The 20,136-nt window shown below is 67.1% G+C and carries 21 protein-coding genes and 1 tRNA gene; 13 read left to right on the forward strand and 9 right to left on the reverse strand.

What is annotated here, in order from left to right; translation table 11 throughout:
• Positions 1–32 precede the first annotated feature (32 nt).
• The 3 genes from scpB to WS89_RS14615 all read right to left on the reverse strand — a co-directional run bounded on the left by scpB (position 33) and on the right by WS89_RS14615 (position 3,446).
• Positions 33–842, reverse strand: coding sequence for a methylmalonyl-CoA decarboxylase (gene scpB, locus WS89_RS14605; protein WP_059791619.1), 810 nt, complete (start codon positions 840–842; stop codon positions 33–35).
• Positions 839–2,062, reverse strand: coding sequence for a CaiB/BaiF CoA transferase family protein (locus WS89_RS14610; RefSeq protein ID WP_059791620.1), 1,224 nt, complete (start codon positions 2,060–2,062; stop codon positions 839–841). Before WS89_RS14610 ends, scpB begins: the two co-directional genes overlap by 4 nt.
• 61 nt (positions 2,063–2,123) lie before the next feature.
• Positions 2,124–3,446 carry an MFS transporter gene (locus WS89_RS14615; RefSeq protein WP_059791945.1) on the reverse strand — a complete coding sequence of 441 codons (1,323 nt, stop codon included), beginning with the start codon at positions 3,444–3,446 and terminating at the stop codon, positions 2,124–2,126.
• Between the two features lie 181 nt (positions 3,447–3,627).
• Here WS89_RS14615 and WS89_RS14620 point away from each other — a divergent pair, with 181 nt between their 5' ends.
• The 3 genes from WS89_RS14620 to WS89_RS14630 all read left to right on the forward strand — a co-directional run bounded on the left by WS89_RS14620 (position 3,628) and on the right by WS89_RS14630 (position 5,746).
• Complete coding sequence (locus WS89_RS14620; protein WP_059791621.1) at positions 3,628–4,557, forward strand: LysR substrate-binding domain-containing protein; 930 nt, start codon at positions 3,628–3,630, stop codon at positions 4,555–4,557.
• A 111-nt stretch (positions 4,558–4,668) separates the two neighbouring features.
• Complete coding sequence (locus tag WS89_RS14625) at positions 4,669–5,010, forward strand: DMT family transporter (protein WP_059791622.1); 342 nt, start codon at positions 4,669–4,671, stop codon at positions 5,008–5,010.
• Positions 5,011–5,119: 109 nt separating this feature from the next.
• On the forward strand, positions 5,120–5,746 hold the full coding sequence (locus WS89_RS14630) for a LysE/ArgO family amino acid transporter (RefSeq protein WP_059791623.1): 627 nt from the start codon (positions 5,120–5,122) through the stop codon (positions 5,744–5,746).
• Here WS89_RS14630 and WS89_RS14635 read toward each other — a convergent pair.
• From WS89_RS14635 to WS89_RS14645, 3 genes are all read right to left on the reverse strand, one after another.
• Positions 5,743–6,915, reverse strand: coding sequence for an enolase C-terminal domain-like protein (locus WS89_RS14635; protein ID WP_059791624.1), 1,173 nt, complete (start codon positions 6,913–6,915; stop codon positions 5,743–5,745). The two genes, WS89_RS14630 and WS89_RS14635, sit on opposite strands and share 4 nt — an antisense overlap.
• A gap of 345 nt (positions 6,916–7,260) precedes the next feature.
• Positions 7,261–7,605, reverse strand: coding sequence for a cupin domain-containing protein (locus WS89_RS14640; RefSeq protein ID WP_059448122.1), 345 nt, complete (start codon positions 7,603–7,605; stop codon positions 7,261–7,263).
• A gap of 153 nt (positions 7,606–7,758) precedes the next feature.
• The gene (locus tag WS89_RS14645; protein WP_218921297.1) at positions 7,759–8,619 is read right to left on the reverse strand and encodes an oxidoreductase; all 861 of its coding nucleotides are present in this window, start codon (positions 8,617–8,619) and stop codon (positions 7,759–7,761) included.
• A gap of 105 nt (positions 8,620–8,724) precedes the next feature.
• Here WS89_RS14645 and WS89_RS14650 point away from each other — a divergent pair, with 105 nt between their 5' ends.
• The 4 genes from WS89_RS14650 (at position 8,725) to trmB (ending at position 11,759) form a co-directional block, all read left to right on the forward strand.
• On the forward strand, positions 8,725–9,654 hold the full coding sequence (locus tag WS89_RS14650; RefSeq protein WP_059791626.1) for a LysR family transcriptional regulator: 930 nt from the start codon (positions 8,725–8,727) through the stop codon (positions 9,652–9,654).
• A gap of 440 nt (positions 9,655–10,094) precedes the next feature.
• Positions 10,095–10,607, forward strand: a complete 513-nt coding sequence (locus tag WS89_RS14660) for a GNAT family N-acetyltransferase (RefSeq protein ID WP_059499877.1) — start codon at positions 10,095–10,097, stop codon at positions 10,605–10,607.
• Between the two features lie 177 nt (positions 10,608–10,784).
• A tRNA-Gly gene (locus WS89_RS14665) sits at positions 10,785–10,859 on the forward strand.
• Between the two features lie 132 nt (positions 10,860–10,991).
• Complete coding sequence (trmB, locus tag WS89_RS14670; protein ID WP_059791627.1) at positions 10,992–11,759, forward strand: tRNA (guanosine(46)-N7)-methyltransferase TrmB; 768 nt, start codon at positions 10,992–10,994, stop codon at positions 11,757–11,759.
• A gap of 126 nt (positions 11,760–11,885) precedes the next feature.
• Here the strand turns inward: trmB and WS89_RS14675 are convergent, their stop codons facing one another.
• The 3 genes from WS89_RS14675 to WS89_RS14685 all read right to left on the reverse strand — a co-directional run bounded on the left by WS89_RS14675 (position 11,886) and on the right by WS89_RS14685 (position 13,694).
• On the reverse strand, positions 11,886–12,716 hold the full coding sequence (locus WS89_RS14675; protein ID WP_059791629.1) for an undecaprenyl-diphosphate phosphatase: 831 nt from the start codon (positions 12,714–12,716) through the stop codon (positions 11,886–11,888).
• A gap of 79 nt (positions 12,717–12,795) precedes the next feature.
• Entirely contained in the window at positions 12,796–13,377 is a 582-nt protein-coding gene (locus WS89_RS14680; protein ID WP_059791631.1) for a DUF1439 domain-containing protein, read from the reverse strand.
• The gene (locus WS89_RS14685; RefSeq protein WP_059791950.1) at positions 13,374–13,694 is read right to left on the reverse strand and encodes a YkgJ family cysteine cluster protein; all 321 of its coding nucleotides are present in this window, start codon (positions 13,692–13,694) and stop codon (positions 13,374–13,376) included. Before WS89_RS14685 ends, WS89_RS14680 begins: the two co-directional genes overlap by 4 nt.
• A 172-nt stretch (positions 13,695–13,866) precedes the next feature.
• Between WS89_RS14685 and hemN the strand changes: the two genes are divergently transcribed.
• From hemN to urtB, 6 genes are all read left to right on the forward strand, one after another.
• Positions 13,867–15,258 carry an oxygen-independent coproporphyrinogen III oxidase gene (hemN, locus tag WS89_RS14690; RefSeq protein ID WP_059791633.1) on the forward strand — a complete coding sequence of 464 codons (1,392 nt, stop codon included), beginning with the start codon at positions 13,867–13,869 and terminating at the stop codon, positions 15,256–15,258.
• Between the two features lie 97 nt (positions 15,259–15,355).
• Complete coding sequence (locus WS89_RS14695) at positions 15,356–15,613, forward strand: hypothetical protein (RefSeq protein ID WP_059499872.1); 258 nt, start codon at positions 15,356–15,358, stop codon at positions 15,611–15,613.
• 104 nt (positions 15,614–15,717) lie between these two features.
• Positions 15,718–16,374, forward strand: a complete 657-nt coding sequence (locus WS89_RS14700) for a protein-L-isoaspartate O-methyltransferase family protein (protein WP_059499871.1) — start codon at positions 15,718–15,720, stop codon at positions 16,372–16,374.
• A 14-nt stretch (positions 16,375–16,388) separates the two neighbouring features.
• Positions 16,389–16,712, forward strand: coding sequence for a rhodanese-like domain-containing protein (locus tag WS89_RS14705; RefSeq protein WP_006476692.1), 324 nt, complete (start codon positions 16,389–16,391; stop codon positions 16,710–16,712).
• 347 nt (positions 16,713–17,059) lie between these two features.
• Positions 17,060–18,367 (forward strand): urea ABC transporter substrate-binding protein, encoded by a 1,308-nt coding sequence (gene urtA / locus WS89_RS14710; protein WP_034206613.1) that lies wholly within the window; start codon positions 17,060–17,062, stop codon positions 18,365–18,367.
• A 148-nt stretch (positions 18,368–18,515) separates the two neighbouring features.
• Positions 18,516–20,135 (forward strand): urea ABC transporter permease subunit UrtB, encoded by a 1,620-nt coding sequence (urtB, locus tag WS89_RS14715; protein WP_059791635.1) that lies wholly within the window; start codon positions 18,516–18,518, stop codon positions 20,133–20,135.
• Position 20,136: the final 1 nt, after the last annotated feature.

Genomic DNA, 20,136 nt, shown 5'->3' on the forward strand with positions numbered 1-20,136 from the left:
GCCATCGTCACATCGCAACCTCCGCTGTCCGCCTAAATCCCGCGAAACACCGGCGCGCGCCGCTCCGCGAACGCGCGCAACCCTTCGTCGAAATCCGCGCCTTCGCACGCCCGCCGGCGCAACTCGGCGATGCGTTCGAACGCATCGGCCGGCAATGGCCGCGCGTCCTGCAGCACGCGCAACTGCTCCTTCACCGCGTGCACCGCGAGCGGCGCCTTCGCGGCGATCGTGCGCGCGACGTCGAGCGCCGCGTCGTCGACCTCGCCGGCGTCGGCCAGCCGGTTCACGAGCCCGTGGTGCGCGGCGCGTTCCGCATCGAGCGGCTGCGCGCAGAAGAACATCTCCTTCAGCACGTGGATCGGCAGGTTGTCGTAGAAGCGCAGCAAGCCGCTCGTCGAATACGGCAGGCCGATGTTCGCGGGCGTCATCGCGAAACGCGCGTCGCGCGCCGCCACGACGAGATCGCAGCTCATCGCGAGATCGACCGCCCCGCCCCACGCCGATCCGGACACCGCCGCGATCACCGCGCCCGGATAGGTTCGCACGCGCCGCAGCGCGCGTTCGAGCGGCTTGCCGTATGCGAGCGGATCGCGATCGTCGGCCAGTTCGCGCAGGTCGTGCCCCGCGCTCCACACGTCGCCGCTACCGTCGTTCGACAGAATCACGACCGGCGGCGGACGATGTCCGGCCAACGCATCGAGATGTGCGACCAGCGCATCGAGCAGCGGCGCGTCGAGCGCATGCCGTCGCGTCGGGTTCGCGAACTGCACGCGGGCGATCCGCTCGCCGATCAGGTCGACCGTCACGGCCGACGCCCCGTCCCGTTTCGTCGTGTCGGTCATTGCACGGCCTCCGTCACCGCATCCGCCTGGAAGATCGCGCGCTCCGCCAGCAGCGCGTCGATCGCGTCGTCGCCGTAGCCGGCTTCGCGGAGCACGTCGACCGTATGCTCGCCGAGTAGCGGCGGCGCGTGGCGCGTGCGCGGCGCCGGCAGTTCGTTGCCCATCCCGCCGAGCGGCGTGACGACCTGACGCAGCGTGCCGAGCGTCGGATGCGCGACCGGCTCGACCAGCCCGCAATGCGCGAGCTGCGGATCGTCGAATACTTCGTCTAGCGTATGGATCGGCCCGGCCGGCAGCCCGGCCTCGACGAACCGCTGCGTCCATTCGCGCTTGCCGCGCGTGCGCAGGCGGCTTTCGAGCAGCGCCTTCAATGCGTCGCGATGGGCGACGCGCGCATCGTTGGTCGCGAAGCGCGGGTCGGCCGGCAGTTCGGGCAGATCGAGCAACCGGCACAGCCGCAACCACATGTCGGTCGTGATCGGTGCGAGGTTGAGCGGGCCGTCGGCCGTCTCGAACACGCCGTACGGCGCGATCACCGCATGCGCGTTGCCGGTGCGGCGCGGCACGTCGCCGAGGCTCAGGTAGCGTTGCCCGTGCACGCTCAACAGCGCAACGAGGCTTTCGAGCAGCGACGTGCCGACATGCTGGCCGCGCCCGGTGCGCTCGCGCTCGAACAGCGCGGCCATCACGCCGGTCGCGACCCACATCCCCGAGCTGAGATCGCCGATCGCGGTGCCCGTGCGGGTCGGCTCGCCGTCCGGGAAGCCGGTGAGGCTCATCAGCCCCGCATAGCCCTGCGCGATCTGGTCGAAGCCCGGCCAGTCGCGCAGCGGGCCGCGCGGGCCGAACGCGGTGACGCTGCCCATCACGAGCCGCGGGTCGCGCGCGCTCAGTGCGGCGTAGCCGAGCCCCATCGCGTCCATCGTGCCGGCCTTGAAATTCTCGATCACGACGTCGGCCTGCGCGATCAGACGCCGCACGACGTCGAGGCCGGCCGGTTGCCGGAAGTCCACACAGACGCCGCGCTTGTTGCGGTTGCAGGACAGGTAGTACGTGCTCACGCCGCGATCGAACGGCCCCCACGCGCGGCTCATGTCGCCGTGCGGCCCCGACTCGACCTTGATCACGTCGGCGCCGAGATCGGCGAGCACCATCGAGCAGAACGGCCCCGACAGCGCGCGACTGAGATCGACGATCCTGATTCCCGTTAATGCCTGCATTCCGGACTCCTGATATTGATGATGGGGTGTGGCGTGTTCGCGAACGACTGCGGCGTGCCGCTCATTCGGGCAGTGTCTGGTGGCGCGTTTCGACCGCGAACGGCAGGATCAGGATGCCGAGCCCGAACACGGCAGCGGTCCATGCGACCGGCACGCCGAGCGATCCGTAACCGTGAATCGCGGCGCCGAGCAGAAAGTTCACGCCCGCGCCGATGAAGCGGCCGACCGAAGCGTTGAACGCGAACGCGGTGGCCCGCACGCGCGTCGGATATTGCTCGGGCAGCCACAGCGAGAAGATCGCGAAGTTGCCGCCGAAGAAGCCGAGGAACGCGAGCGACACCATGAACGCGGCGAGCCCGTTCGGCTGGTAGAACGCCCAGCCGAACGCGAACACGATCGAGCCGGCCATCCCCGCGAAATACACGCCGAGCGCGGTACGCCGGCCGAGCCGCTCCGACAGCCACGGCGCCGCCAGACAGCCGGCAATCGTTGCGCACGACAGGATCGCCGCACCGATCGACGCCAGCCGCAGCGCGCCGACGTGATCGATGCCCGCGCGTGTCGCCAGCGTGGTGACCGCGCTCGCCTCGTAGACGGAGCCGGCCCACAACCCGACGATCGCGACGCCGACGAGGCTCGCGCTCGTCAGCGTGCGGCGCAGGAACGCCGGCGCGAAGATCTCGCGCAGCGGATGCGCGCGGCGCGCGTCGGCCACGTCGCCGTCGCGCGCGCCGTGCCGACGCCACTGCCCCGGCTCCTTCACGCGCATGACCGTAAACACCGCGAGCAACGCGGGCGCCAGCCCGCACAGGAACATCGCACGCCAGCCGTAGGTCGCGCCGATCGTGTAGTTCAGGCAGGCCGCGATGAAGAAGCCGAAGTAATAGCCCGTCTGCAGGTAGCCGGCGCCCATCTTGCGGCGGTCCTCCGGCCAGCTTTCGGCGACGTAGGTGCCCGCGAGCGCCCATTCGCCGCCGACGCCGATCCCGGCGATCAGCCGGCACGCGGCCAGCGCCCATACGTCGTGCACGAACGCGGCCGCGCCGGTGAACACCGAATAGATCAGGATGCTCGCCGCGAGCGTGCGCACGCGGCCGAAGCGGTCGGCGAGCGGCCCCCAGACGAACGACAGCCCCCAGCCGATCAGGAACAGCGCGAACAGGATCGAGCCGTACATCCCCAGATTCGCGGGCGTCGCCGCGATGCCGGAGGCCGGCAGCAGTTCGGTCAGCGCGGGAATCAGCACGAGCGCGTAGATCACCGAATCCACGCCGTCGAGCACCCAGCCCGCGTACACGGCCCAGAAGCCCTTGACCTGCTCGCGCGTAAGCGGCGTGCGCCGCGGCTTCGCGCCGGCCGCCGGCGCGTCGATCGCCTTGAACATCTTCGTCTCCTTGCCGGCGGGGCCGGCGCTTTCGCCGCGTCCGGTCCGGGATGGCCGGCAGTCGGGCTCTTTTGTGAGACGAGTATAGAAACGCGATCGATCGCCGAAAAATATGATATTCATCTTGCTCGATCGGATTAGCTTATGGCTCGAATCGAGCGCGAATCGGGAGACGGCGGCGATGGACTTGAGACAGTTGCGCTATTTCGTGAAGGTCGTCGAATACGGCAACGTCACGCATGCGAGCGAGGCGCTGCACGTCGCGCAACCGGCCGTGAGCCAGCAGATGCGCAATCTCGAGCAGGATCTCGGGATGCAACTGCTCGAACGAAGCGTGCGCGGCGTCGCGCCGACCGCCGCCGGCCGCACGCTGTACCGGCACGCGCTCGAACTGCTGCGCCAGGCCGACGGCACGCGCGAGCTGCTGCGCCGCGACGCCGACACGCCGCAAGGCCGTGTGACCGTCGGCATGCCGTCGAGCACCGCGCGCGTGCTGGCCATTCCGCTCGCCCGCGCGGTGCGCGACCGCTTTCCCGGCATCATGCTGGAGCTGATCGAGGCGCCGAGTGCCGATCTCGACACGCTGCTCGAACGCGCACGCCTCGATCTCGCGATCGTCGTCGATGCGGTCGACACGCGCGGCATCGCGATCCATCGGCTGCTGACGGAAACGCTGTACCTGATCACGTGGCCCGGATTCCCGGTGCCGGACGCCCCCGTGCCGCTCGACGCGATCGCGCGAATGCCGCTCGTGCTGCCGAGCGCGCCGAACACGATCCGCAACCGCGTCGACTGGGCGATGCGCGAGGCCGGGCTGTCGTACGAGATCGGCTTCGAGGCGAGCTCGACCGGGCTGCTGTTCGCGGCCGTGATGGCGCAGCTCGGCGTGACGATCCTGCCGTGGACGGCCGCGCACGTCGAGATCGAGGAGCGCAAGCTCAAGCTGTCGACGGTCGCGCACCGGTTGTTCGTGCGCGACCTGTCGCTGTGCTGGCACGACACGGCGCTCGTCAGCAACGCGGTGCAGAAGGTGAAAGCCGAAATCGTCCGGCTGTTCGACACGCTCGGGCAGCGGCCGGAGTGGGCGGCCGAACACGCCGGTCGCGCGTGACGGACCTTGTGCCGCCCCGCCGCGCGTACTAAGCTCGTTTCATCCTGGGTACCGCTGACACCCCACTTCTCCTCGCCGCTCGGTATAAGCGTCGGGGGAAGGAGGCCGTTCGTGTCCCCGTTCCAGTTTGCCTGGCTTCTGCTGGGCGTCAGTGTCCTCGCCGAAGTGCTCGGCTCCGTTGGCCTGAAGTGCTCGGCCGGTTTGTCCCGCCCGTTGCCGTCCGCGATCGCGATCGTCTGCTATGCATGTGCGGTATGGCTGATGGCGCTCGCGACGAAGCGAATCGAAATGGGGCTCGCGTATGCGAGCTGGGCCGCTGCCAGCACGGCGGCCACGGCCATGATCGGCATCGTCTGCTTCGACGAATCGGTGTCGTCGCTGAAGCTCGTCGGCATCGCGCTGACCGTCTGCGCACTCGTCGCACTCAATCTCGGCGATGCGGCGGCACGATGATCCATACGCACGCATCCGGCGGGGGCATTGACAACGCTCACCGCCACCCCTTAACGTTTCCCTCATCGTAACCATCACCGGTTCAGCTTAAGAGGTTGTCGGCCCGCTCGTGCTCGACACCTCCGCCTTCCTCGAAGGCCTGCTGCTTGGCGCCGGCCTGTTCACGTCGGTCGGTCCGAAGGACGCCTTCGTCATCAAGCGCTCGATTTCGGGCCCTCACCTGCTCTCCATCGCCCTCGTCTGCGCGGGCAGCGACGCGCTGCTGATCGCGCTCGGCGCGCACGGGCTGTCGTCGTTGCTGTCGCGCCATCCCGGCGTGGTGGCGGCCGCACTGTGGGCCGGCATCGCGTATCTCGCCGGTTACGGGCTGCTTGCGCTGCGCGCGGCGATCGTCGGGCGGCAGCCCGCGCACGTCGACGGCGCTCCCGCTCGCAGCGAACCCACTCGGTCGCGCACGGTGCTCGCGGCCGCCGCGGTTTCGCTGCTCAATCCGTATGCATGGATCGATACGGTGCTGCTGCTCGGAACCGTGATCGCGAGCCACACGCCGTCCGCGCGCGAGCCGTTTGCGATCGGCGCGATGACTGCTTCGCTGGCGTGGTTCCTGATGCTCGCGTACGGCGCACGCGCGTGCCGTGCGTGGTTCGCTCAGACGCTCGCATGGCGCGTGCTCGATGGTTTCGTCGCGGTGATGATGCTCGGCTTCGCGGTGCGTCTCGCGATCGACGCGCTTTAGGCGTCAGCGGCCGACGCTGAAACCGTGCGGAATGCGTCGTGCGCGTGGGCATGCAGTTCAAAGCCGATGCCCGGCGCCTGCGGCACGCGCGCGTATCCCGCGTCGACGATTTCGCCGTCGGCGAGGCCGCTGAACGGATGGAATGCGAACGGGCTGACTTCCGCGCCGCCGAGCCCGAGCGCCGCGACGACGTGCAGCGAGAACAGATGGCCGCCATGCGGCCAGAACGCGTCGCGCCGCCAGCCGCGCGACACGAAGTGATCGACGATCTGCAAATAGCCCGGCAGCCCGTAGCTGTGCACCGGATCGAACACCAGCACGTCGCGGTCGGCGCGCAGGCCGCCGTAACGGTCGAGCAGCTTCGCCTCCGCAAGCGAGAACAGCGCTTCGCCGGCCGCGATCGGCGGTGCGTACCGCGTAGCGACGTCTGCCTGGAGCGGCAGGTCGAGCGGGTCGCAGATGTCCTCGAACCACCAGAGACCGAACGGCGCGAGCATGTCGACGGCCTGGCAAGCGGTCGTCGCGTCGTACGTGTTCATCGCGTCGACCGCGAGGTGCGATGAACCGGCAAGATGCGCGGCCGCGGCTTCGATGCGGCGCCGGTCCTGATCGAGATTCGCGCCGCCGATCTTGATCTTCGCGTGCGTGTAGCCGAGATCGACGATCCGGCGCATCTCGTCCGACAGGCGCGCGAGATCGTCATGCGGATAGCGATAGCCGCCGCCCGCGTACACGCGCACGCGTGGTGCTGTCGCCCGCTGGAGGCGGTCGGCGAGAAAGCCGTGCAGCGGCAGGCCGGCGATCTTCGCGGCGGCGTCCCAGATCGCCATGTCGATCGTGCCGACCGCGACGCAACGTTCGCCATGTCCGCCCGGCTTCTCGCCGGCCATCATCGCGCGCCATGCGCGGAACGGGTCGAGGTTCGTGCCGGCTTCGTCGGCGAGCGTGTCGGCAGCGGCCACCAGGCGCGGCGCGAACCGTTCGCGGATCAGGCCGCCCTGCGCGAAGCGGCCGATCGACGCGTAGCCGTAGCCCGTCACCGGGCGGCCGTCGCGCACGACGTCGGTGACGACCGCGACGACGCTCGTCGTCAGGCCACCGGACGCAATCGCCGGATCGGCATAGCGGGACACGGGAATCGCACGTTCGTGAATCGCGGTGATGCGCATGGTCGGGCTCCGGAGGGGTGTCCGGCGCAGGCGGAAGGGTCGTGCGCTGCAGCGGAAACGATGGGCGGATCGCTGCATCTTAGGGGTTTGCGCGGCAGCGTGCAGGACCGACGGCGCGCGTCATCGTGTCGTCGCCGGACAACCGCGTGTCGCATACGTTATGTCGCGGGTTGCAGTCGGATAGCGGAGCGCGCCGAGCCTGTCACCACGCTCGGCGCGCTGTTTCCGAACCGGTCGACTTTTATCGAACCGGAATCCTCGTTTGCCCCTCCTGGCTTCGTGAACCGGAAGGATGTGGTCGATGAGGGTATGCCTGACGCGGATTGGGTCGAATCGATCGCCCGCTCAGGCGAACACGAAGTACTTGCGCACCGTCTCCACCACTTCCCACGTCCCCTTCATGCCGGGCTCGATCACGAACACGTCGCCGGCTTTCAGGTGCACCGGCTCCTCGCCTTCCGGCGTGATGATGCAGTAACCGTCGAGGAAGTGGCAGTACTCCCATTTTTCGTAATTCACCTCGAACTTTCCCGGCGTGCAGATCCACGTGCCCATGATCTTGCTGCCGTCCTTCGAGACGTACGCGTTGAGGTTCACGGTGTGCGGATCGCCGCCAATGCGCTTCCATTTGGTCGCGTCAACGACGGGCGTCGGGCAGGTTTTGCGCAGAACGGTGATGAAATCGGACATGTCGGCTCCAGGCTAACGATCGTATGAGAGGCCTGTCACGTTAGTTCGAAAGCGTTGTCGCGACTTGTATGCGTCCGACACCGACTCGTCAATTTTCGACATCGGCTGGTGGGCAGGCACGCTGCCGTCGCGATTAGTTCGTCCGTTGCCAGATCAACCCGCATGGTCAGTTTGCGTGCGATCTTGAAAGTCGGTGTCGCGGCTGAGCGCTTCCCACGCGTCGAATTCGCGCTGCAATTGCGCGATTTTCTCGCGCGCCTGATCGAGCGCATCGCCGCCTATGATGAAGCGCGTCGGAGGATCCTCCGCTTCTACCGCGGCGATGATCGCGCGGGCGCCGCGCATCGGATCACCCCGTTGCTGGCCGTGGGCGGCAAAAATTCCGTCGCGGGCCTTGCCTGCGGTTTCCGCATAGGCGGGAATCCGTACGGACGACTGCTTGGCCGACTCGAGTCTGCGAAAGTCTGTCCGGAATGCGCCGGGCGCCACGATGGTGACGCCGATCCCGAATGGCCTGACTTCCTTCGCCAGCGTTTCCGTCATGCCCTCGAGCGCGAACTTGGCCATGTGATAGTAGCCGACCGACGGAAAGGTGACGAAACCGCCGATCGAGCTGATGTTGATGACGTATCCGTGACCGCGCTCGCGCATTCCCGGCAATACGGCCTTGACGAGGTTCAGCGGGCCAAACACATCGGTTTCCATCAGATCGCGAACCTCGGCGTCCACGCCTTCCTCGATCGACGCGAAGTAGCCATAGCCGGCATTGTTGACAAGCACATCGACGCTGCCGAAACGCTCCTCGGCCGCCGCGATGGCCGCCGCTATCTCGTCCGGCTTGGTAACATCGAGCTCAACCGCAAGCAGCTTGCCTTGCCCGTCGGCGAGATCATCCTTGCGCCGGGCGGTCGCCACGACACGGTAGCCGGAGCGCAGCGCCTGCACGGCCAGCGCGCGGCCGAGCCCTCTCGAACAGCCCGTGATGAACCAGACATCGTTTTTCCCAATCATCATTCACGCTCCCAACCTATCTCTAATGTCGATAGGGAAGATTCTTGCGTCGGTACGACCGCACAACAAGACCGATACATTGGAAGGGCCGTTGAACAGGATCGAACGATGACACGAGGAAACCTCGACGACCTTGCCGCTTTCGCGTGCGTGGCGCGCTTGCGTAGTTTCACGCGCGCCGCGGCCGCACTCGACACCTCGACGTCGAACCTCAGCCACACGATCAGGCGGCTGGAGACGCGCCTCGGTGTGCAACTGCTCCAGCGCAATAGCCGCAGTGTGTCGCTCAGCGCAGCGGGCGAAGCGCTGCTCGCGACGCTCGACCCCGCTCTCGAGAGCATAGACGGCGCGCTCGACGCGCTTCAGCGAGGCAGCGACAGCGTGTCGGGGACGCTCCGTCTGACGGCCACCCGCCAGGCCTACGACATGATCATTCGCCCGGTACTGCCGGCGTTCACCGAAGCGCACCCCGACGCGACGGTCGAAGTGCTGATCGAATATGCGTTCCGCGACATCGTCGCCGATCGATTCGACGCGGGCATTCGCCTCGGTGAGAAAATCGAGCGGGACATGATTGCGGCGAAGGTCGGCCCGGATCTGCGTATGTCGGTGGTCGCCACACCCGCGTATCTCGCGCGCCACGGCACACCGCTTCATCCGCACGAACTCACGCGGCACCGTTGCATCAATTACCGGATGGTCACGGCAGGAACAATCTATGCATGGGAATTCGAGCGCGACGGCAGCCGTCTGGAAGTACGCGCGCCGGGGCCCCTCACTTTCAACGATCCCGACTTGATGCTTGAATGCGCGCTCGACGGCCTCGGCATCGCCTATGTCCTGGAACGCGAAGCGGCACCCTACGTCGAAGCGGGAAGATTGAAGCGGATCTTGCCCGACTGGACGCCGCCTTTTCCCGGCTTCTTCGTGTATTACGCATCGCGACGACAGATGCGGCCGGTGCTCGCCGCATTTCTGGCTGCCGTTCGGGAAGCGTCTCCTGCTTCAGCGATACCGCCCCACAGGCTCCGTACCTGAACGCTAATCAGTCACCCTGAACAATTCGTTTTGCCGGCCGCTCGACGTTATGCCGCCGAGACAGCGTCAACCGGGCGGGTGAGCCAAGCGACGAGAATAAGGGCGTGAAAAAGCCGCAGCTTCCTCAGGATCATCCGCAGGTCGTGACCAGCACCGCACAGCCCCGCGATCGAATCGCGTTGCGGACTGCGGATCAGGTTTGGCGTAGCCATCTTGAATGAATTCCACCAGTGCCGGTATCTGGTCGGCGGTCAGTGGCGGAAATTCGTTGCGGTGTTGAGTGTCGTCCGTGCGGCGACTATCCCTGCCATCCCACCGCACGCACAACGGCGGCAAACCGCTGAAGTTCGACGATCGACGCAAACCGTAGCGGCCATTCGACATCGGCACTTCGGTAGTCGACAATCGATGCCACACGCCTTGTCCGAATCACCAAGATCATGTCCACGCCTACGCTACGCCTCATCGACCGTCAGCTTTCGAGCGACATAGAACGATTGCAAACCGTGTTAGAGGGTGCCCCCGGTTATAGTCTGGCCGTCGAAGGAAAATTGCCCGGACCTGGCGCTGCGATTGAGGTGCTTGATGCGCTACCGCCAGATAAGGACTACGTGGACAAGTTCGTTTACGAAATCGCCCACGACGGCGAGGCGGTCGGATGTCTTGAGATGGTGAGAGGCTACCCGGAAACCGACATCGCGTTCATCGGTCTCTTGTTGTTCCGGGAAGAATCGCAGGGCCGCGGATTCGGTCCACAGGTTCTGCAACTAGCTGAAGCAATCTGCACGGATTGGCAATGCCGCGCATTGCGTATTGCCGTCATCGACACAAACCCGCGAGCGCTCCAATTCTGGAAGCGCGAGGGGTTCATCGAACTACTTCGCAAGCCGGCGATAGATTACTCTGGACTGGCGATCGTGATGGAACGCGAGTTGGTTACACGTGCTGCTTGACTCGAGCATCGAACGACCGCCCACGGCGCCGCAGAATGAGACCGCGATTGGCCGATTTCCGACAACCACTGCCGGCGACACCACCGCTCCAGCATCGAGCAGTGCCCGTTTCGATGCCAGCGGCCAAAACGCCTCGCTTGCCATCTCTACCCCAACCCCTGTACAATCACCCGTTCTGCGGGCGTCGTATAATGGCCATTACCTCAGCTTCCCAAGCTGATGACGTGGGTTCGATTCCCATCGCCCGCTCCACTTTCCGGCTGCACGGCAGCCTGCGCAAAAGCCGCCTCGTCGAAGGCGGCTTTTTTGTACCATGTGCCGGTTCCCGGCGCACTGCTGCGCGCAACGGGCCCCAAGCCCGCAACAACGCCATTCTCTGTACCGATGATGCACGACGATCCGAACGAAGCCGGCCTGCCGCCACGCGACGACGCCATTTCCGACGAAGCGCCCGAAGGCGCCGACGCAGTCAACCCGCTGCACCACCGCCGCATCCGCAGCTTCGTGACGCGCGCCGGCCGCGTGTCGACCGGCCAGCGCCGTGCGCTCGACGAATTCGGCCCGCGCTTCGTCGTCCCGTATGCGCCGGCACTGCCCGACTGGGACGCGATCTTCGGCCGCAGCGCGCCGCGCATCCTCGAGATCGGCTTCGGGATGGGCGCATCGACCGCAGAAATCGCCGCAAACCGCCCGGGCGACGATTTCCTCGGCGTCGAGGTGCACGAGCCGGGCGTCGGCGCGCTGCTGAAGCTGATCGGCGAGCAGGATCTGACGAACATCCGCATCATCCAGCACGACGCGGTCGAGGTGCTCGAGCACATGATCGCGCCGGAAAGCCTCGACGGCGTGCACATCTTCTTCCCCGATCCGTGGCACAAGGCGCGTCACCACAAGCGCCGGCTGATCCAGCCGCCGCTCGTCGCGCATCTCGCGTCGCGCCTGAAGCCCGGCGCGTACATTCACTGCGCGACCGACTGGCAGAACTACGCGGAACAGATGCTGGAAGTGCTCGGCGCGGAACCGACGCTCGAAAACACGGCCGCCGACTACGCGCCGCGCCCCGACTACCGCCCTGTGACGAAGTTCGAGCGGCGCGGGCTGCGGCTCGGCCACGGCGTGTGGGATCTGGTGTTCCGCAAGCGCGCAGGCTGAGCGCCCGGCCGGCGCACTACCCGGCGACCCCGCCAAATGAAACGGCCTGATCGGCAATTGCCGATCAGGCCGTTTTTCATGACGCCCGCGATGCGCGCCGGACCCGACCGGCGTGTCCGCCCGGCATCACGCCCAGTTCAGCCACCCGCTGTATCCCACCAGCAGCACGAACAGCCCAAACGCGATCCGGTACCACGCGAACACCGTGAAGTCGTGCGTCGCGACGTAGCGCAGCAGCCAGCGCACGCACACGAACGCGCTGACGAATGCCGAGACGAGCCCGAGCGCGAACAGCCCGAACGAATCGACGGTGAACGCCTGCCAGTCCTTGACAGTTTCGTAGAGCGTCGCGCCGAAGATGATCGGAATCGCGAGAAAAAACGAGAATTCGGTGGCCACGCGCCGGTCGAGACCGAACAGCATCCCGCCGATGATCGTCGAGCCCGAACGCGACATGCCGGGCACGAGCGCGAAGCACTGCGCGATGCCGACCTTGAGCGCGTCGAGCGGCGTCAGCGCATCGACCGACATCACGCGCGGCGGCTCGCTGCGTTCGCGCTGCCGCGCCTCGGCCCACAGGATGATCGCACCGCCGACGACGAGCGCGAACGCGACGGGCACCGGCGAGAACAGCACGGCCTTGATCTTCTTCTCGAACAGGAGGCCAAGCGCGATCGCGGGAATCGTCGCGATCACGACGTTGAGCGTGAAGCGCTGCGCGTCCGGCCGGCTCGGCAGCCCGGACACGACGGACACGATCCGTTGCCGGTATTCCCAGCAGACGGCGAGGATCGCGCCGAACTGGATCACGACGTCGAACGTCTTCGCGTGCGAATCGTTGAAATTCAGGAAGCTGCCCGCGACGATCAGGTGACCGGTGCTCGACACCGGCAGGAATTCCGTCAGCCCCTCGACGACGCCGAGGATCAATGCCTTGCAGATCAGGATCCAGTCCATCCGTGGCCCAACTCCGAAATGGTCGAAAGAAAAGGCCACTCTTGCGCGCGCGGCCCGCCCGGCCGTGCGCGCCCCGTCGTCACTTCTCGACGATCGCCACGCGTATGCCGTTTGTAAGGATCGTAATTGTACCGGGTTCGTAGTTCACCCCGGCAAATTGGAGTTGTTCCGGCTTGAACGTGTAGATCGGATAGTTGGTCAGCAGCTGCGTCGCGAGCAGGCCGGCGGCCGCGCCGACCTGCTGCGCGTACATCTGCGCGTCGCCGTCGAGCACGAGGCTGTCGACGGCCGGCGCCTTCAGCACGACCGAGCGGCTCGGCGCGTCGTACGCGAGCTGGCCCGACACGGTGAACTTGCCGCTGACGGGCTCGCGCAGGAACGGGCTCGCGAAATGGGCATCGAGCTGCACGGCGACGCGGTTCTGGTCGGGCAGCAGGTTGACGGCCGGGTTCGCGAGCGACACGTCGACCACCTGCGCGACCGTCTTCTGGTACGGAAACTTGCGCGCGACGGCCTTCTGCACGTCGCCGCGCGAGAACGTGTAGTGATCGGGAATGAACGGGAACGTCGATGCGCACGCGGCAAGCGATACGCACACACCGATGGCGCCGACAGCGGCAGCGAGAAAACGGCGCCGGCCGGGCGCGCGAGGGACGGTCATGCTGAACTCTCTCCTGGATGCGCCGGCCGCGTCGCGACCTCGAGGCGCGTGAGCCACGCGAGCGCGTCGTCGCGCGACGCGCCGCACATGTCGGCGGACGGCTGCAGCCCGGAACAGCACGCAGGACGCTCGGGCCGGCCGAAAATCATGCAGCGGAGGTCGTCGCCGAGCTGCGCGCAGCGCACGCCGGCCGGCTTGCCGTCGGGCATGCCCGGAATCGGGCTGGAAATCGACGGCGCGATGCAGCACGCGCCGCAGCCCTCGCGGCACGCGTGCGGCGGCGGGACTTCGGCGGGCGCCGGGCGAACAACAGGCATTTCGACGGACACTCGGCTCTCTCGACGAACAACGAAAAACGGTGCGGCAACCGGACGCGGCATCCGGCAGCCCCACCCCGCATTGTGCCATCGCCGGCTGCGACGTTATTACACAATGCAGCCCGATCGGGCGTTCATATACTCGAAAGCATCTAAAAAACGCGAGACCGTCATGCGTTCTGGTTCTGCCGACACGATGTTCCGTCCCGATTTACTCGCGAAATACGGCGCGAACGGGCCGCGCTACACGTCGTACCCGACCGCGCTGCAATTTCGCGACGATTTCGATCCGGCCGACTACGTACGCGCAGCCGGCGACCCCGGCGCATCGTCGAGCGACCTGTCGCTGTACTTCCACATCCCGTTCTGCAACACCGCGTGCTTCTACTGCGGCTGCAACAAGATCGCGACCAACAACCACCGCCGCGCGCGCCCGTATCTCGACCAGCTCAAGCGCGACATGGCGCTGCAGGCCGCGCTGTTCGATCCGTCCCGCCCCGTCACGCAACTGCACTGGGGCGGCGGCACGCCGACCTTCCTGTCCGACGACGAAACGGCCGAGCTGATGGCGGCCACGCGCGAGCATTTCGTGCTGGCGCCGGACGCCGACGCCGAGTTCTCGATCGAGATCGATCCGCGCACCGTCACGCCGGCGACGCTCGTCCACCTGCGCACGATCGGCTTCAACCGGCTGAGCCTCGGCGTGCAGGATTTCGATCCGATCGTGCAGCAGGCGATCAACCGCATCCAGCCGCGCGCGATGACCGCCGACCTGCTCGCCGCCGCACGGGCGACCGGCTTCCATTCGGTGAGCGTCGACCTGATCTACGGGCTGCCGCACCAGACGGTCGCCGGGTTCGCGCGCACGCTCGAGACGATGATCGAGCTGGCGCCCGACCGCCTGTCGGTGTTCGGCTACGCGCACATGCCGCACCTGTTCAAGATGCAGCGGCAGATCGACGATGCGGCGCTGCCGCCGCCGGAAACGCGCATCGCGCTGCTCGGCCTCGCGATCGACATGCTGACGTCGGCCGGCTACGTGTACATCGGGATGGACCACTTCGCGCGGCCGTCCGACGAACTCGTGCGCGCGCAGCGCAACAGCACGCTGCAGCGCAATTTCCAGGGCTACAGCACGCGCGCGGATACCGACCTGATCGGCTTCGGCGTGTCGTCGATCGGCAAGGTCGGCGACGTCTACGCGCAGAACGCGAAGGACCTGCCCGCATACGGCGCCGCGCTCGACGCGGGCCGGCTGCCGATCGCGCGCGGCGTAAGGCTCACACCGGACGACCGGCTACGCCGCGACGTGATCACGCAACTGATGTGCAACCTCGAACTGCCGTTCTCGCATGTCGAGGCCGCGCACGGCATCCGCTTCGCCGATCATTTCGCGCGCGAGCTCGACGCGTTGCGCCCGTTCGAGCGCGACGGCCTGCTGACGATCGCACGCGATCGGCTGACGATCCATCCGGCCGGCCGGATGGTCGTGCGCAACATCGCGATGGCGTTCGATGCGTACCTCGACCAGACGCCGCGGCAGCGCTACTCGCGCACGGTCTAGGGTGCGGTTCGCGCGGGTGCCTCGCGGGCGCCCGCCGCACACGGGCGGCCGGTTTGATAGAGTGTGAGGCTTACATCCGCTTCGCCAGCCCCCCAAGATGCGCACCACCAAAGCGACCCACGCGGTCGAACGCCTGAAGACCCGCTCCGGCAACCCGCAATTCGCGGCCGTCGCGATGGCGGGCGGCCTGTTCTATCTCGTCGACCGCTCGGGCGGCACCGCCGAGAAGTGCTGCGAGCCGCTGCCGCTCGACGCGTTCGTCAAGTTCGTCGACGAATTCGGCCCCAAAAAGCCGCGCAAGGCGAGCAAGCTCGACCTCGCCTTCGAGGCGCAGATCAAGAAGAGCAAAGGGTAAAGGTCTGTTGCAGGCCGCCTGAAGGCTTCGCTGCCGTGCCGTTTGGTACAATCACGAAGTTTCTCTATCCCCGCTGATGGCCGACCAGGCTGCGTGACCACACCATGAATATCGAAAACGCGCGTTTCAACATGATCGAACAGCAGATCCGTCCGTGGGACGTGCTGGATCTGGATGTCCTGGGCCTGCTGTCGATCGTCAAGCGTGAAAACTACGTGCCGGCCGAATACCGCGATCTCGCGTTCGCCGATCTCGAACTCCCGCTGCCCGGCGGCGCCAGCAAGATGCTGTTCCCGCGCGTCGAAGCACGCGTGCTGCAGGAACTGGCTGTCAAGAAGCACGAGAACGTGCTCCTGATCGGCGCGGGTTCGGGTTACCTGGCCGCGCTGTTCGCGCACCGCGCGCAGCATGTGACGGCCGTCGAGATCGATCCGACGATCGCGAAGTTCGCGGAAGACAACCTGCGCAACGACGGCGTGACCAACGCCGAAGTCGTGCTCGGCGACGGTTCGCGCGGCTGGGCCGCGAAGGCGCCGTACGACGTGATCTGCGTCGCGGGCGGCCTGCCGGTCGTGCCGCAGGAAATGCTCGAACAGCTCAAGATCGGCGGCCGCCTGTCGGCGTTCGTCGGCGGCCGTCCGGTGATGAAGGCGCAGATCATCACGCGGATCGACGACAAGCAGTACCGCGTCGCCGACGTGTTCGAAACGTACATCGATCACCTCGTCAACGCGATCGAGCCGTCGCGCTTCAAATTCTGAGCGGCGGAGCCTCCATGCAGATCCTGACGCCCGCGATGCTCGCGGAATGGCTCGGCGACACGGCGCGCCCCGCGCCGGTCGTGCTCGACGTGCGCGAGCCGTGGGAAATCGCGACCGCGCAGATCGCCGGCAGCGTGGCGATTCCGATGCAGCAGATTCCCGCGCGCAGCGAAGAGCTCGACGACGAAGCGGAAATCGTCTGCGTGTGCCATCACGGGATGCGCAGCGCACAGGTCGCGATGTTCCTCGAATCGCGCGGCTTCACGAAGCTGTACAACCTGCAAGGCGGGATCGACGCGTGGTCGCGCGACGTCGATCCGTCGGTGCCGCGCTACTGATCGATCCTCCCGGCGGCGCATCGTGCGCCGCCGCGCCGCCCGGCACCCTGCCGCCGGCCACACGAAATCGCCGAACGGGCGCGCACTGCGCGCCCGTTTCTCTTTTCCGCTCCTCCGTTTCCTGCGTGGCGACGCCGCAGCACCGCCGTGCACCATTTGCGCTCGCGCGTCTGCACCGCAACGGACCGTGCATGCTGCACGGCGCGTCATCCGCACCGTCCCGATGCTCGCCCGCACCCCTCGCAGGCACGCCGGGCGTGCATCCGCACGACTGGCACATGCCTTGCGTTACACGATGGCCGGCGCCGCCACGGCGCACGCACATCCAACACGACAAGGGGATCCCGATGAAACGTCGCAGTCTGTTGAAGTTCGGTTCGATGGCCGGCGCACTCGCGCTGGCGGGCAAGAGCCCGTTCGCGCACGCGGCCGATGCGGGCACCGGCCCGATCAAGGTCGGCATCCTGCATTCGCTGTCGGGCACGATGGCGATCTCGGAGACGTCGCTGAAGGACACCGCACTGATGACGATCGCCGACATCAACAAGAGCGGCGGCGTGATGGGCCGCAAGCTCGAACCGGTGGTGGTCGATCCCGCGTCGAACTGGCCGCTGTTCGCGGAGAAGGCGCGCCAGCTGCTCACGCAGGACAAGGTCGCGTGCGTGTTCGGCTGCTGGACGTCGGTGTCGCGCAAGTCCGTGCTGCCGGTGTTCGAGGAACTGAACGGGCTGCTCTACTACCCGGTGCAGTACGAAGGCGAGGAAATGTCGCGCAACGTGTTCTACACGGGCGCCGCGCCGAACCAGCAGGCCATTCCGGCCGTCGAGTACCTGATGAGCGCGGAAGGCGGCGGCGCGAAGCGCTTCTTCCTGCTCGGCACCGACTACGTGTATCCGCGCACGACCAACAAGATCCTGCGCGCGTTCCTGAAATCGAAGGGCGTGAAGGACGCCGACATTCAGGAGGTCTACACGCCGTTCGGCCACAGCGATTACCAGACCATCGTCGCGAACATCAAGACCTTCTCGCAAGGCGGCAAGACGACCGTGGTCTCGACGATCAACGGCGACTCGAACGTGCCGTTCTACAAGGAGCTGGGCAACCAGGGGATCAAGGCGACCGATGTGCCGGTCGTCGCGTTCTCGGTCGGCGAGGAAGAGCTGCGCGGGATCGACACGAAGCCGCTCGTCGGCCACCTCGCCGCGTGGAACTACTTCATGTCGGTGAAGAACCCGACCAACACGAAGTTCAAGGACCAGTTCGCCGCGTGGGTGAAGGCGAACAACCTGCCGGGCGGCGCGAAACGCGTGACCAACGATCCGATGGAAGCCACCTACGTCGGCATCCATATGTGGAAGCAGGCCGTCGAGAAAGCGAAGAGCACCGATGTCGACAAGGTGCGCGTCGCGATGATCGGCCAGACGGTGGCCGCGCCGTCGGGCTTCACGCTCGCGATGGACGGCAACCATCACCTGCACAAGCCGGTGATGATCGGCGAGATCCGCGGCGACGGGCAGTTCAACGTCGTGTGGAAGACGAAGACGGCCGTGCGCGCGCAGCCGTGGAGCCCGTTCATCGCGGGCAACCAGGGCAAGCCGGACGTCGTCAGCTCGATTCCGGCGTTCCTGCGCCGGCAACGCGCGGCGCTGGCCTGATGCGGTGCGGCACGTCGTGCTTCGTGTGCGGCGTGCCGCCCGCACGCCCGCTGCCGATGCGCCGGCACGCGCTTGCCGTGACGAACCGCCCGCGCCGGCGCCGCGCCGCCGCACCACTGCGCTTCCCCACGCCCGACAGGACTTCCCGATGCCTACACGCTTTCGCCGAGCCGCCCGCGCGATCGCGGCATGCGCCGCCCTCGCGGGCATGCTGCCGCACGCCGCGTTCGCGCTGACGGCGGCCGATACCGCCGCGCTCGCCGGCGACGACTTCGACGCGAAGACGGCCGCGATCGAACGGCTCGCCGTCGACACCGATCCGCGCGCCGTTGCGGTGCTCAATGCGTTGTCGAGCGGCGATGCACTCGCGACCGGCGACGGCCGCCTGCTGATCCAGGCAGGCGACACCGCGCACGACGCGCTCACGCAGGCCGCGACGCCGGCCGGCGACGCGCAGCCGGTGATGCTGAACAACCTGCTGCGCACGAAGATCGCCGGCGCGCTGTCGGGCCTCGCGCTCGCGTCGCCCGACGTCGCCGCGCGCCGCGACGCGATCGACGCGCTGCTGAAATCGCCCGACCCGGCGCTCAAGCCGATGATCGACCGCGCCCGTGCAAAGGAAACCGATCCGGCATTGAAACGTCGGCTCGACGCGCTGTGGGCGATCGCCGCGCTGCACGACGCCGATCCGGCCAGGCGCCTCGAAGCCGTGCAGGTGGTGGCCGCGCGCAGCGATCTCGACATGATCGAACAACTGCGCCCGCTGGTCGCGAAGAACGCCGACGGCAGCTACGCGGAACCCGATGCGCAGGTCCGCGCCGCCGCGCAACAGGGACTCGACGCGCTCGACGCGCTGCAGCGCCGCGGCGAAATCGCCGGCACGCTGTTCGCCGGCCTGTCGCTCGGCAGCGTGCTGCTGCTCGCCGCGCTCGGTCTCGCGATCACGTACGGGCTGATCGGCGTGATCAACATGGCGCACGGCGAATTCCTGATGATCGGTGCGTACGCAACCTATGTCGTGCAGACGCTGATCCAGCGCTACGCGCCCGGCGCATTCGACTGGTATCCGCTCGTCGCCGTGCCCGTGTCGTTCGCGGCGGCCGCGCTCGTCGGCATCGTGCTCGAGCGGCTCGTGCTGCGGCACCTGTACGGCCGCCCGCTCGAAACGCTGCTCGCGACCTTCGGCGTGAGCCTGATCCTGATCCAGGCGACGCGCATGCTGTTCGGTGCGCAGAACGTGCAGGTCGTGAACCCGTCGTGGATGAGCGGCGGCGTGACGGTGATGCAGAACCTGATCCTGCCGTACAACCGGCTCGCGATCCTCGCGTTCGCGCTCGCGGTGGTGTTCGTAGCGTGGGCCGTGCTGACGAAGACGCGGCTCGGCCTGTTCGTGCGCGCGGTCACGCAGAACCGCCGGATGGCCGCCTGCGTCGGCGTGAAGACCGCACGCGTCGACGCGTATGCGTTCGCATTCGGCGCGGGCATCGCGGGCCTCGGCGGTTGCGCGCTGTCGCAGATCGGCAACGTGGGCCCCGATCTCGGCCAGAACTACATCATCGATTCGTTCATGGCCGTCGTGCTCGGCGGCGTGGGGCAGATCGCCGGCACCGTGCTCGGCGGCTTCGGGCTCGGCCTCGCGAGCAAGGCGATCGAGCCGTTCTGGGGCGCCGTGCTCGCGAAGATCGCGGTGCTCGTGATGATCGTGCTGTTCATCCAGAAACGCCCGCAGGGCATGTTCGCGCCGAAGGGCCGCAGCGCGGAGGCTTGAC

The sequence above is a fragment of the Burkholderia sp. MSMB1072 genome (genome assembly GCF_001524725.1).
GTDB lineage: Bacteria > Pseudomonadota > Gammaproteobacteria > Burkholderiales > Burkholderiaceae > Burkholderia.